At 62.3% G+C, this 12,602-nt stretch carries 13 protein-coding genes; 8 read left to right on the plus strand and 5 right to left on the minus strand.

The annotated features are described in order from the left end of the window. The first annotated feature begins 56 nt into the window (after nt 1-56). Both ruvB and ASE60_RS27130 read left to right on the plus strand, forming a co-directional pair. Nucleotides 57-1,097 carry a Holliday junction branch migration DNA helicase RuvB gene (gene ruvB, locus ASE60_RS27125; RefSeq protein ID WP_057254686.1) on the plus strand — a complete coding sequence of 347 codons (1,041 nt, stop codon included), beginning with the start codon at nt 57-59 and terminating at the stop codon, nt 1,095-1,097. After that, nucleotides 1,098-2,000 carry a metallophosphoesterase gene (locus ASE60_RS27130; RefSeq protein ID WP_057254687.1) on the plus strand — a complete coding sequence of 301 codons (903 nt, stop codon included), beginning with the start codon at nt 1,098-1,100 and terminating at the stop codon, nt 1,998-2,000. A gap of 21 nt (nt 2,001-2,021) precedes the next feature. On the opposite strand, the gene ASE60_RS27135 is transcribed toward ASE60_RS27130, so the two are convergent. From ASE60_RS27135 to ASE60_RS27145, 3 genes are read right to left on the minus strand one after another with little or no spacing between them, the layout of a single operon-like run. Continuing rightward, nucleotides 2,022-2,924, minus strand: a complete 903-nt coding sequence (locus ASE60_RS27135) for an NAD(P)-dependent oxidoreductase (RefSeq protein ID WP_057254688.1) — start codon at nt 2,922-2,924, stop codon at nt 2,022-2,024. Next, complete coding sequence (locus tag ASE60_RS27140) at nt 2,921-3,781, minus strand: glycosyltransferase (protein ID WP_057254689.1); 861 nt, start codon at nt 3,779-3,781, stop codon at nt 2,921-2,923. The genes ASE60_RS27135 and ASE60_RS27140 overlap by 4 nt, the downstream gene beginning before the upstream one ends. After that, complete coding sequence (locus tag ASE60_RS27145; RefSeq protein WP_057254690.1) at nt 3,778-4,998, minus strand: NAD-dependent epimerase/dehydratase family protein; 1,221 nt, start codon at nt 4,996-4,998, stop codon at nt 3,778-3,780. Before ASE60_RS27145 ends, ASE60_RS27140 begins: the two co-directional genes overlap by 4 nt. Before the next feature lie 126 nt (nt 4,999-5,124). Here ASE60_RS27145 and ybgC point away from each other — a divergent pair, with 126 nt between their 5' ends. After that, complete coding sequence (gene ybgC / locus ASE60_RS27150) at nt 5,125-5,580, plus strand: tol-pal system-associated acyl-CoA thioesterase (RefSeq protein ID WP_057254691.1); 456 nt, start codon at nt 5,125-5,127, stop codon at nt 5,578-5,580. Nucleotides 5,581-5,606: 26 nt separating this feature from the next. Here the strand turns inward: ybgC and ligD are convergent, their stop codons facing one another. Together ligD and ASE60_RS27160 are read right to left on the minus strand one after the other, a co-directional pair. Then, nucleotides 5,607-7,352: a non-homologous end-joining DNA ligase gene (gene ligD, locus ASE60_RS27155; protein ID WP_057254692.1), complete on the minus strand. Its 1,746-nt coding sequence runs from the start codon at nt 7,350-7,352 to the stop codon at nt 5,607-5,609. Beyond that, a complete protein-coding gene (locus ASE60_RS27160; RefSeq protein ID WP_057254693.1) occupies nt 7,352-7,660 on the minus strand; it encodes a hypothetical protein in 309 nt (102 codons plus the stop codon). Before ASE60_RS27160 ends, ligD begins: the two co-directional genes overlap by 1 nt. Before the next feature lie 295 nt (nt 7,661-7,955). On the opposite strand from ASE60_RS27160, the gene tolQ reads away from it, so the two are divergent. The 5 genes from tolQ to pal all read left to right on the plus strand — a co-directional run bounded on the left by tolQ (nt 7,956) and on the right by pal (nt 12,416). Beyond that, complete coding sequence (gene tolQ / locus ASE60_RS27165; RefSeq protein WP_057254694.1) at nt 7,956-8,678, plus strand: protein TolQ; 723 nt, start codon at nt 7,956-7,958, stop codon at nt 8,676-8,678. Nucleotides 8,679-8,705: 27 nt separating this feature from the next. Next, the gene (gene tolR, locus ASE60_RS27170; RefSeq protein ID WP_025424730.1) at nt 8,706-9,158 is read left to right on the plus strand and encodes a protein TolR; all 453 of its coding nucleotides are present in this window, start codon (nt 8,706-8,708) and stop codon (nt 9,156-9,158) included. A gap of 9 nt (nt 9,159-9,167) precedes the next feature. Further along, the gene (locus tag ASE60_RS27175) at nt 9,168-10,247 is read left to right on the plus strand and encodes a hypothetical protein (RefSeq protein ID WP_057254695.1); all 1,080 of its coding nucleotides are present in this window, start codon (nt 9,168-9,170) and stop codon (nt 10,245-10,247) included. Between the two features lie 79 nt (nt 10,248-10,326). Further along, nucleotides 10,327-11,637, plus strand: coding sequence for a Tol-Pal system beta propeller repeat protein TolB (tolB, locus tag ASE60_RS27180; protein ID WP_057254696.1), 1,311 nt, complete (start codon nt 10,327-10,329; stop codon nt 11,635-11,637). A gap of 245 nt (nt 11,638-11,882) precedes the next feature. After that, nucleotides 11,883-12,416, plus strand: a complete 534-nt coding sequence (gene pal, locus ASE60_RS27185; RefSeq protein WP_057254697.1) for a peptidoglycan-associated lipoprotein Pal — start codon at nt 11,883-11,885, stop codon at nt 12,414-12,416. The last annotated feature ends 186 nt before the right edge of the window (nt 12,417-12,602 follow it).

Here is a 12,602-nt window from a genome sequence, read left to right on the forward strand (position 1 = left end):
GGGCCGGACGCAGGTGAGTACCTGCGCCATGACGACTGACCAATTGGAACGAATGCATGACTGACGCGGCACGTCTGATAACGCCGGAAAAGCGCGGTGAAGATCTCGATGCGACCATGCGCCCGCAGTCGCTGGACGAATTCACCGGCCAGGCGGAAGCGCGCGCCAACCTGAAGATTTTCATCGAAGCGGCCAAGAACCGCGGCGAGGCGCTGGACCATGTGCTCTTCGTTGGCCCGCCCGGCCTCGGCAAGACGACGCTTGCGCAGATCATGGCCAAGGAACTCGGCGTCAACTTTCGCTCGACCTCCGGTCCGGTTATCGCCAAGGCTGGCGACCTTGCGGCTTTGCTTACCAATCTCGAAGAACGCGACGTGCTCTTCATCGACGAGATCCACCGGCTCAATCCGGCGGTCGAGGAAATTCTTTATCCTGCGATGGAAGATTTCCAGCTCGACCTGATCATCGGCGAAGGCCCGGCGGCGCGTTCGGTAAAGATCGATCTGTCGAAGTTCACGCTGGTCGCGGCGACGACCCGCCTCGGCCTCTTGACCACGCCGCTGCGTGACCGTTTCGGCATTCCCGTGCGTCTCAACTTCTACACGGTCGAGGAACTGGAATCGATCGTGCGCCGAGGTTCCCGGCTGATGGGCCTCGGCATGACAGACGATGGCGCGCGCGAGATCGCCCGCCGCGCCCGCGGTACGCCGCGTATTGCCGGCCGGCTGTTGCGGCGGGTGCGCGATTTCGCCGAAGTGGCGCGCGCCGAAGCCGTGACCAGGAAGATCGCTGACGAGGCGCTGACGCGGCTGCTGGTCGACAATATGGGGCTCGACCAGCTCGACCGCCGCTATCTCTTCATGATCGCACAGAATTTCGCCGGCGGGCCTGTCGGCATCGAAACCATCGCCGCCGGTCTCTCGGAACCGCGTGATGCGATCGAAGACATCATCGAGCCCTACCTGATCCAGCAGGGCTTCATACAGCGTACGCCGCGCGGTCGTATCTTGACCGCAAATGCCTGGAAACATATCGGCCTCAACCCGCCGAAAGAGGTCGAGGCGACGCAGTTCCGGCTGACACTCGAGGACGAATAGATGATTACCCGCCGCGGATTATTGAAAGTGATCGGCGGCGGTATCGCCAGCATGGCGGCGCTCGGCGGTTACGCCTTCGCCGTCGAGCCGTTGGCCCGGCTGAACGTGACCCGCTACACCCTGACGCCGCCCGGCTGGACGCCCGGGTTGAAGCTGCGCGTCGTCGCGCTCGCCGATATCCATGCCTGCGAGCCCTGGATGCCGGCAGGTCGCATCGCTTCGATCTGCCGTCAGGCCAACGCGCTGGGCGGCGACGTGACGGTGCTGCTCGGGGATTATGCGGCCGGCATGAACTTCGTGACCCGCTACGTGCATTCCAGCGAATGGGCGAAGGCGCTTGCGACCCTCTCGGCGCCGCTCGGCGTGCATGCCGTCATGGGCAATCACGACTGGTGGGAGGACAAGACCGCGCAGAAAAATGGCGGCGGTCCGACCTTCGGGCACAAGGCGCTGCAGGATGTCGGCATCAACGTTTACAGCAACCGGGCAATCCGGCTGGAAAAGGACGGGCAGGGCTTCTGGATCGCCGGTCTCGAAGACCAGCTTGCATTGGTGCCGGGCAAGAAGTGGCAGCGCCAGCGCATGGCGGGTCTCGACGATCTCGACGGCACGCTCGCACAGGTGAATGACGGTGATCCGGTCGTTCTGCTGGCACATGAGCCGGACATCTTCCCGAGCGTTCCCCCACGGGTCGCATTGACACTGTCGGGTCATACCCATGGCGGGCAGGTGCGGCTTCTCGGCTTCGCGCCCGTGGTGCCTTCGCGTTTCGGCGATCGCTATGCCTATGGGCACATGGTCGAGGACGACCGCAACCTGATCGTCTCCGGCGGTCTCGGCTGCTCGCTTGCACCGGTCCGTTTCGGCGTGCCGCCGGAGATCGTCGTCATCGACCTCGGTTAGCCCGGTCAGGCGTCGGGGGTTTTACGCCGACTTGCTGTCTGTGACCAACTCCCTGATCGTCGTCGCCAACAGCTCGGATCCGCCGGGTTGCCAGCCAAGCCGGCGCAACTTTTCGGTCGACATGACGAGATAGCCATCCGCTGAAGCGGCCTCCGGCAATGGGTGCCGAGACCCGGTCAGCGTCTGCACCACCGACAGGATTTGCCTGACATCGAGCAGCAGGTCCGAAACGTTGAAGACCTCACCGCGCACGGTGTCGCTATCCGCTTCCAGCATGAGCCGTACTGCGGCGCCGACGTCGTCGCCGTGAACTTCGGTGCCGATCCGAGGCTGGATCGGTTTTCCATCAAGATAGTTCGCAAACAGCTCGGCCCATTTGTGCTGCCTGCCAGGAGCGGCCGCGCCGTAAACGCCGGTGACGCGCAGGCTTGCCACGCTGAAATCCTCGGTCGCAAGCAGGCGTAGGTGATCTTCCACGGCGACCTTCACCGCGCCATAGAGCGTGTCCGGATCGGGTGCGAATGTCTCGTCGATGGGGCCTGGGCGCCTGCTGCCGTAGACGGCGCGGCTCGACAGGAAGACGCAGCGTTTGACGCCGGCAGCGCGAGCGGTCTCGAACAGGCGGATCGAGCCATCGATGTTCGCACGGCGAAAGCCCTCCGGATCATCGCCTTCACCGCCGCGATATTTGCCCTCGACATGGTCGAAGGCGGCATGAACAAAGCCGTCAATGCCATCGAACGCGGCGGACTGATCGCGATCCAGATCGAGGACGAGCGGAACGAAGGGGAGGTTGCGCGAGAAAAAGCTGTTATCGGGGGGATGGCGGCCGCTAACGATCACCTCGTAGCGATGGGCGATCAAATGCTCGACGATGAAGCGGCCGACGAAGCCGGTGCCGCCGGAGACCAGCACCCTGCTCATCGGTGCGCCGGATTGGGGAGGGAGGCGATCTCCGGAATGTCGTCCCCGGTCAGGTAGGCGAACCAGAGGTCGATCAGTGGCCGCAGGGCCCCGGCACGCGGATGGTCTTTTTCCCAGGGCTTTTCATACTGGTAGTGCAGCACGCCGATCGAGCGCCAGTCCCAGAGCGCGGGCATGTTGAACCAGACATATTGCAGCATGTTCATCGTCACCGGCAGGCCGTGCCAATCCGGGAAGAAGCTTTGTAGGAAGGTCTGGTCGGTGCGTGGCCAGAAGGCATCGGGTGCGTCGAGCCGGTCGAGCATCCTGTCGAATGTCGCCAACGACGGTTCGGCGACGAAGACGCCGGAATTCAGCCGGTGAAAGTCGGCGAGGCTTTCATAGACATTCGGGGCCGCGGAGAATTCCGGATAGGCAAACAGCCGGTCGATGTTGCGGAGCACAACCGCGTCGGCATCAATGAAGACGCAGCGGCAGTATTCGGTTAATTGCCAGAGCCTGAGCTTGCAGAAGTTGTCGAGCGGCGAGTGGAAGGCCGGTTTGCGGCCCTTGGTGAAGGGTGCCTTCTCATGCACGTTCCGGCGCTGATGACGCTCGTTGAAGGCATCGGAAAGCGGCAAGAGATCGGTCTCGATCAGGCGACAGCCGAACTCGGCCAGCGGCGCCAGTGCTTCGAGCGCTACCCCGCCCGTATGGAGCACGACGATATCCGCCTTGGTGCTCGTGAGCCGGATGGAGCGTGCGAGCGCGCGGGCACCGAGCGCATAGTCGGCATTAGTGACGAGCGTCACGAAGGCATGATCGGCCAAGGGTGGCGAGGAGGGGCGCAGCCCCTCCGAAGGGTCGTTTGATGTCATGAAACGGATTTCAGCCGCTTGCCCTCTGGGTCGTGGTTGATCAGCGGCGCGATGTCCTTGGTCCAGGCGGAGACGGCAGGCACGCGCGTTCTATCGACACGATAGGCGAATTTCTTCGCGACATCGACGATTTCCGACAGCAGCCCGTCCTGCAGCCGCGTCGGGTTGAGGCCGAGGCCTAAGAACTTCTCATTGTGCACGACGAGTTCGTTCTCGGCCGCTTCCTTGCGCGGGTTCGGCAGCCAGGCGATCTGCGATCCTGAAATCGCTGCGATCATCACGGCGAGGTCGCGCACCCGGTGGGTCTCGGTCATCTGGTTGAATATCTCGACGCGGCTGCCGCGGGCGGGCGGGTTCTTCAGCGCCAGCTCGATGCAGCGGACAGAATCCTGGATGTGGATGAAGGCGCGCGTCTGGCCGCCGGTGCCATGTACCGTCAGCGGATATCCGATCGCCGCCTGAATGAGGAAACGGTTCAAGACGGTGCCATAGTCGCCGTCATAGTCGAAGCGGTTGATGAGCTGGGCGTGGCGGCGCGTCTGCTCGGTATGGGTGCCCCAGACGATGCCCTGGTGCAGGTCGGTAATCCTGAGGCCGTCGTTCTTGGCGTAGAACTGGAAGAGCAACTGATCCAGGCACTTGGTCATGTGGTAGATCGAGCCGGGATTGGACGGATAGAGAATTTCCTGGCTGACGGTCTCGCCGCCCATCGTTTCGATACCGACAGGCAGATAGCCTTCGGGGATCGCAGCACCAATGGTCGAATAGCCATAGACGCCCATGGTGCCGAGATGCACGAGATGGGCGTCGAGCCCGAGTTCGACCAGCGCGTTCAGGAGATTGTGCGTGGCGTTGACGTTGTTGTTGACCGTGTAGTTCTTGTGGCGGTCGCTCTTCATCGAATAGGGCGCGGCGCGCTGCTCGGCGAAATGCACGATCGCATCCGGGCGGTGCTCGGCGAGCCAGTTCTTGAGGAGTTCGTAGTCGCGGGCAAGATCGATGAGATTGAAATGGATGCGCCGGCCGGTTTCGGCATGCCAGATGCGGGTGCGTTCCTGGATCGAATCCATCGGCGTCAGCGATTGCACGCCGAGTTCCGTATCGATCCAGCGGCGGGAGAGATTGTCGAGGATATGGACATCGTGGCCCGTATCGGACAGGTGAAGAGCCGTAGGCCAACCGACGAAACCGTCGCCGCCGAGAATCGCAATCTTCATGCACGTTCTCCTGATCGATGGAAGGAAGTCCGTCACGTGATAGGATAGGATTGTGACAACGCTGCAATGCTTGCAAATGGCTTTTTGTTCCTGCACAGGAAACGGGATGTACTTGCGGAGAAAAGCATGTCCCTGATTTCGCTCGCAGGCGAACTGACCGAAAACGGCCATCGGCTGATCCAGCGCGTCTATTACGAAGACACCGATTTTTCCGGCGTCGTCTATCACGCCCGCTACCTGCACTTCATGGAGCGCGCCCGCACCGATTTCCTGCGCCTGCTCGGCGTCGAACAGGCGACGCTTGCGATCGAGGGCGACAGCGAAGGTCTGGTCTTCGTGGTGCATCGCATGGAGATCGACTTCAAGCTGCCTGCGCGCATGGACGATATCCTGACGATCACCACGGTTACGGAGAAGGCCGGCGGCGCCAAGATGGTGCTGCTGCAGGAAATCCGTCGCGGCGAGCAACTGCTGATCGCCGCCAGGGTGATCATCGCCGTCATCAACGGCCAGGGCCGGCCGCGGCGGCTGCCGGAGGCGCTGGCCTACAAGTTCCAGCACGCCAAGGAGAGCGCGGGATAGCCCGGCACGTCCTCGACAAACGCGGTTTAGTCGACGTCCTCGACTCCGAGCTTGTCCAGGATCTTCCTGGTCAGGGATTGCCTGACCTTCGCCAGGTCCCGCCAGGGATCTATGCCGCTTTCAATCCGTTCGAGAATGTCGGGGATCCGGAAGCCGTTGGCGGCTTCAAGCGCGGAAAGCTCGTCCCAGCTGATGGGTGTTGCCACCGGTCCGCCGGATCGTGCTCTCGTGGAATAGGGGGCGATCGCGGTCGCGCCGCGCTCGTTCCTCAGCCAGTCGATGAAGATGCGGCCCTTGCGCTTCTCCTTCGACATGGTGGCGACGAAATTGTCCGGTTCGCGCTCGGCAAAACCCTGGGCAAAGGTCTTGGCGAAGCCCTTGGCTTCTGGCCAGGTGGCCCGCGCTACCAATGGCACGATGACATGGACGCCTTTGCCGCCCGTGACCATGGGGATCGATTTCAGCCCGATCTCGTCGAGCGCGTCGTGCAGCGCCACGGCCGCCGTCTTGACCACCGCGAAGTCGAGGCCCTCGTCGGGGTCGAGGTCGAAGATCAGCCGATCGGGGGTCTCGAGCTTGTCGAAGCGCGAGCCCCAGATGTGGAACTCCAGCGTGCCCATCTGCACGGCGGCGACCAGGCCTTTGGCGTCGCGCACATACATGTAGTTCTCGGTCTCGCCGGAGCTCTCCGTGACGGGAACTTCCTTGATCTCGTCCGGGAAGCCTTCACTCGCATGCTTCTGGTAAAAACGTGGTCCCTTGACGCCTTGCGGGGCGCGGACAAGCGACAGCAGATGCTCGGCGGCGTATGGCAACATCCGATCCGCGACGACGGCATAGTAGCGGGCGAGATCGAGTTTGCTGATGCTCTGACCTTCGAACAGGATCCGCTCCGGATGGGTGATCCGTACGCCGAGGACCGTTTCCTCTGCTGCGCTCGAGCTGCCTTTCGTGCTCGACGCCTTCGCGGCTTTCACCTGGGATTTGCCCCCGGACTTCGTTGCCGATTTCGGCGTTTCGGGTGTCACGGCACTTACCTCCTTGCGCTTCCGTTGCCCCTCGGAAATCGTCCTGGTCGAGAGTGTGGGCGATTTGCTCTGTTTCGTCGACGGCGGATCGACTGCGCCGGCCCTGAGGTTCTCTGATGTGCTCCCGTTGGAAGCCCAGACATGTTTCTTCCGTTCGCCCTTGCCCGCGGCGATCTCGTCCATACTGCGGCCGGTGGTGACGCTCGTCTGATAATCCTCCAAGAGAATTTCGCCATCTTCGGTGGCGATGTCGTCACCCTCCTTGATGAGCAGCCAGTTCTCCCGCTTCTCGCCTGGGCGTGGCCGCATGCGGACCAGCGCCCAGCCACCTTGCAGGCGCTCTCCGTGCAGATGAAACGTCAGCTTGCCTTCACGCAATCCTTCATCCGGATCGTTTTCCGGTTCCCACCAACCGGTGTCCCACAACATGACGGTGCCGCCGCCATATTGCTTCTCGGGGATTGTTCCTTCGAAATCGCCATAGGCAAGCGGGTGGTCTTCGGTGCGAACGGCGAGACGCTTGTCCTGCGGGTTGAGGCTCGGTCCCCGGGTCACGGCCCAGCTTTTCAGCACGCCGTCCCATTCCAGCCGGAAATCGTAATGCAGGCGCGTGGCGTCATGTTTCTGCACCAGGAAGCGCTTGCGGTTCGACCGGCTGTGGCTGCGGCTGCCTCTGGGCTCGCGGGTCTCGCTGAAATCGCGGCGCTTATTGTATTCGGCGAGCGGATCACGGCGTGCAGCCATTACCCGCCTCCACTCAATCGTCGGAGGGTTGGCGTCCCATCAGGGGATTCAGCCGGTCGGGTCTCGTGGGCGAGGGCCCGTTCGATGTGGGCGATCTCCTCGCTTGTGACCACCGGAACTGGATCGGAGATGATTGCCTGAAGGACATCGGACGACAGGACGCCGTGGGCAAGCGCGTCCTCCAACGCCGCGCGGGTTTCGCGCTCGGCCTTGAGTTGGGCGTAAAGCGCCAGGATCAGCCGGTCCCGCGGATCAAAATGCGGTGAGGAGGGCCGTTTGTCGCGCTGTCGTGTCGTCTGCTGAGCCATGGCGAAGAAACGTGCCCGGCGAACGTAAGTTCCGGCGGCCAGGTGATACTGCAAAGACACAGTTCGGTAACGGTTGCTTAACCATAATGGTGTCTTAATCACTGCATCAGGATTTGTGCAGTGCACGTCATCCTTTGACCAAAATTGACGGCAAGAAGGCAACCTAAAGCTAATAAAGGTCGCGATGGTGCGATCTACGGCGGTGCCGGGCATTCTTGCAAACAGGACGTTTGGGCTACCCGGTCACGAGCATGAGCAGCTCTTGCCGGGTGTTTGGATTCGGGGACTGAAGACGATGGAACAGGTTGGATTGGCCGCTGCGACGCACGATGTGACCCTCTGGTCGCTGTTCATGCAGGCGGGCTTTGTCGTGAAGCTGGTCATGCTGGGGCTGATTGCCGCCTCGGTCTGGACCTGGGCGATCGTCGTCGACAAGACGCTGAACTACGGCCGTGTGCGCCGTCAGCTCGATAGCTTCGAGCAGGTGTTCTGGTCCGGACAGTCGCTGGAAGAGCTCTACCGCACGCTTGCCGACCGGCAGACCGCCGGCATGGGGGCGATCTTCGTTTCCGCCATGCGCGAATGGAAGAAGAGCTTCGAACGCGGCGCCCGCTCGCCGATCGGCCTGCAGATGCGTATCGACCGCGCCATGGACGTGACGCTTTCACGGGAATCGGAATCGCTCGAAGCCCGCCTCGGCTCGCTCGCGACGATCGGTTCGGCCGCACCCTTCATCGGCCTCTTCGGTACGGTCGTCGGTATCATGACCTCGTTCCAGGCGATCGCCGGTTCGAAGTCGACCAACCTTGCGGTCGTGGCGCCCGGTATCGCCGAAGCGCTGCTCGCCACCGCAATCGGCCTTCTCGCCGCTATCCCGGCGGTTATCGCCTACAACAAGTTTTCGGCCGACGCCGGCAAGCTCTCGGCGCGCATGGAAGCTTTTGCCGACGAGTTCTCTGCCATCCTGTCGCGGCAGATCGACGAGAAGCTGCAGAGCCCGCGTCAGGCCGCGCAATAATCGCCAGAGAGCACGGAGACCACGCTGATGGGTATGTCGGTTGGCGGAGCCAAAGGTTCGGGCGGCGGTCGTCGTCGCCGCGGCGGCAAGAAAGCGATCATGAGCGAAATCAACGTCACGCCCTTCGTGGACGTGATGCTGGTGCTGCTCATCATCTTCATGGTGGCAGCACCGATGATGACGGTCGGCGTGCCGATCGACCTGCCGGAAACGCAGGCCAAGGCGCTCAACTCCGATACGCAGCCGATCACCGTTTCGGTCAATCCGGCCGGCGAGATCTTCCTGCAGGAAACGCCGATCGCGATCGAAGAGGTCGTGCCGAAGCTCGAGGCGATTGCCACCACCGGTTACAACGAGCGCATCTATGTGCGCGGCGACACCAATGCTGACTACGGCACGGTGATGAAGGTCATGGCTCGCATCTCGGCCGCAGGGTTCAAGAACCTCGGCCTCGTCACGCTGCAAGAACAGGAAAAGTGATCGTCCACGATGAAGGGCAGTCTTGCTACATCTGCTGTCCTCCACGCCCTGGTTCTGACCTGGGCGCTGGTGTCGCTCGGCAGCCCGGCTGACTTCCAGGTCGCCGACGTCGAGGCTCTGCCCGTCGACATCGTTCCCTATTCGGAAATGACGCAGGTTCAGCAGGGCGACAAGAAGGCGCCGAAGAAGGAGACGTCGTCGCCGGTTCCGACCAAGCGTCCGGAAACGAACCAACCTGCCGAGAATGTCGGCGACAACGATACCGATCTGAAGACGCCGCCGACGCCGAATGCCAAGCCGTCGAAGAGCGAAGCCACGGCCTCACCGGAAAAGAACGAAAAGCCCGAGCCGACGCCTGATCCGGTCGAGCAGGAAATCAAGAAGGTCGAGGAGACGAAGCCCGCCTCCGAGCCTGCGACCGAAGTTGCGGCATTGCCGGAACCGAAGCAGGAAGTGAAACCGGAAACCAAGCCGGAACCGGCGCCAGCCGAAGAAAAGCCGGCGGAGAACCCGGAAGCCGAAGCGTTGCCCGAAAAGGTGCCGACGCCGGCCGCAAAGCCCAAGGTCGAAAAGCCGGCCCAGAGCGCCAAGACGCCTGAGCGCAAGAACGAGGCAACGCCGAAGGAACAGAAGAAGGCAGCCTCCACCGAGGAAAGCAAGTTCAACGCCGACGAGATTGCAGCGCTGCTCAACCGGCAGGATCCGTCCGCCGGTGGCGCCAAGCGCTCGACGCAAGAGGCGGCGCTCGGCGGCAAGAAGACCGTCGGCGTGGGCCTCAGCGCCAACGAGATCGACGGCGTGAAGGGCCAGATCCAGAGCAATTGGGCGCTGACCGCGGGCTTGACTGGTGTCGCGGAGGTTCGCGTCACGATCCGCGTACAGCTCGATCCGGCCGGCAACATCGTCGGCGAGCCTGAGGTCACTGCAACTGGCGGGCCTGAGGGTACGCGCCGCGCCGTTGAAAGCAGCACCATGCGCGCGCTCCGCCGCTCAGCTCCGCTACAAAACCTGCCGCCTGAAAAATATGAAGGCGAAAAAGGATGGAATACCCTCGTGCTGAATTTCGACCCCTCGGAATTCGCGCTTTAACGCTGCCGGGATTGGAACCCATGCCGGATAGCAAACCAACCCTGCAAACCCTTCATACTAAGCTGAAAGGCTTGTCTCTATGATCAAGGTCTCTCTTTTCCGTGCCCTGATGGTGGCTGCGGGCATGTTGGTCGCCGTCGTGGCGGCAGCGCCCGCAAACGCGGAAGTTGTCATCGACATCAACAAGGGCAAGGTCGAGCCCCTGCCGATCGCGGTTACCGACTTCCTCCAGGGTGAACTCGGCCAGAAGATCTCCGACGTGGTCGCAGCGGACCTCAAGCGGTCCGGCCTATTCGCACCGATCAACAAGGGCGCCTTCATCGAGAAGATCAGCAATCCTGACGCCACGCCGCGCTTCGAGGACTGGAAGGTCATCAATGCGCAGGCGCTTGTCACCGGCCGCGTGACGCAGGAAGGCGACGGCAGGCTGAAGGCCGAGTTCCGCCTGTGGGATACGTTCGGTAGCAAGCAGATGACCGGCCAGCAGTTCTTCACCCAGCCGGAAAACTGGCGCCGCGTCGCCCACATCATCGCCGATGCCATCTATGAGAGCGTCACCGGTGAAAAGGGCTATTTCGACACCCGCATCGTCTATGTCGCCGAAAGCGGGCCGAAGACGGCGCGCAAGCGTCAGCTGGCGATCATGGACCAGGACGGTTTCAATGCCCGTGCGCTCACCAATTCCAACGACATCGTTCTGACGCCGCGCTTCTCGCCGAACCGCCAGGAAGTCACCTACATGTCGTTCGAAAACCAGCAGCCGCGCGTCTACCTGCTACAACTCGAAACCGGACAGCGCGAAGTCGTCGGCAACTTCCCCGGCATGACGTTTTCGCCGCGCTTCTCGCCTGATGGCCAGCGCGTGATCATGAGCCTTCAGCAGGACGGTAACGCGAACATCTATACGATGGACCTGCGCTCGCGCACGACGACACGCCTAACCAACACGGCCGCGATCGACACGGCACCGTCCTATTCGCCTGACGGCAGCCAGATCGCTTTTGAAAGCGATCGTGGCGGCGGCCAGCAGATCTATGTGATGGGTGCCGACGGCTCGGGCCAGCGCCGTATCTCCTTCGGAGACGGTCGCTATTCGACGCCGGTCTGGTCGCCGCGCGGGGACCTCATCGCCTTCACCAAGCAGTCGGGCGGCAAGTTCTCGATCGGCGTGATGAAGCCCGACGGTTCGGGCGAACGCATCCTGACCACCGGCTTCCACAACGAGGGGCCGACCTGGGCGCCGAACGGCCGCGTGCTGATGTTCTTCCGTCAGGGCGCCGGTGCCGGCGGACCGCAGCTCTATTCGATCGATATTTCCGGCTACAACGAGCAGCCGATCCAGACGCAGGGCTTCGCATCCGACCCGGCCTGGTCGCCGCTGCTTGAGTAGATCACGGTGAGGAGCGGGATGCGGGCGGAAAACCGCACACAGTTTTCCTCATCCCGCTCTGGCCTGACCCGATTTGCGGCGGGAAAATGTGGCAGCGATGCCGCTTTCTCGCCGCAAAGTGCTGGTCTAGCAGGCCCCGAGCTAAAATTATCGATTTGTTAACCATAACTGTTGAAAAGCGATTAACCGCTTCCGGTTACAGTCTGGCAACCGTGAATTCAGACACTTCCCAAGGAGACCGGCGCATGAGCCGAATTGACACCCCGGCCGTAGGCCGCATGCAGACCATCGCTCGCAACCCGGTCATGATCGCCCTGGTCATGACGCTTGCTATCGCTGGCTGTGCATCGAAGAAGAACATGCCGAACAATGCCAACGAGCTCGGCCTCGGCGGCGCGGGCGCCGCAACGCCGGGTTCGCAGCAGGACTTCACCGTCAACGTCGGCGACCGCATCTTCTTCGACACCGACTCCACCTCGATCCGTGCCGACGCGCAGCAGACGCTCGCCCGCCAGGCTCAGTGGCTCGCCAAGTACCCGAACTACGCAATCACGATCGAAGGCCATGCCGACGAACGCGGCACGCGCGAATACAACCTTGCGCTCGGCGCCCGCCGTGCGGCCTCCACCCGCGACTACCTCGTTAGCCAGGGCGTTCCGGCAAACCGCATGAAGACGATCTCCTACGGCAAGGAAAAGCCGGTTGCCGTCTGCGACGACATCTCGTGCTGGTCGCAGAACCGCCGCGCGGTTACCGTCCTCGGTGGCGCTGGCATGTAATCTCACGGCCGAGCCTGGCTCGGTCGGGTAGCATGACGTGTTCGGGGGAATGCTCGTGTTCCTAAGATCACAGACTTCTAAATTAAAAGGGCGGCTCTCAGCCGCCCTTTGCTTTTTTACCACACTTTGGCCGAACTCCGTTGCTTTTTCAGGGCAATTGGAAAACTGTGCGGCAATCACCCAGTT

The sequence above is a fragment of the Ensifer sp. Root278 genome (assembly GCF_001429285.1).
Taxonomy (GTDB): domain Bacteria; phylum Pseudomonadota; class Alphaproteobacteria; order Rhizobiales; family Rhizobiaceae; genus Ensifer.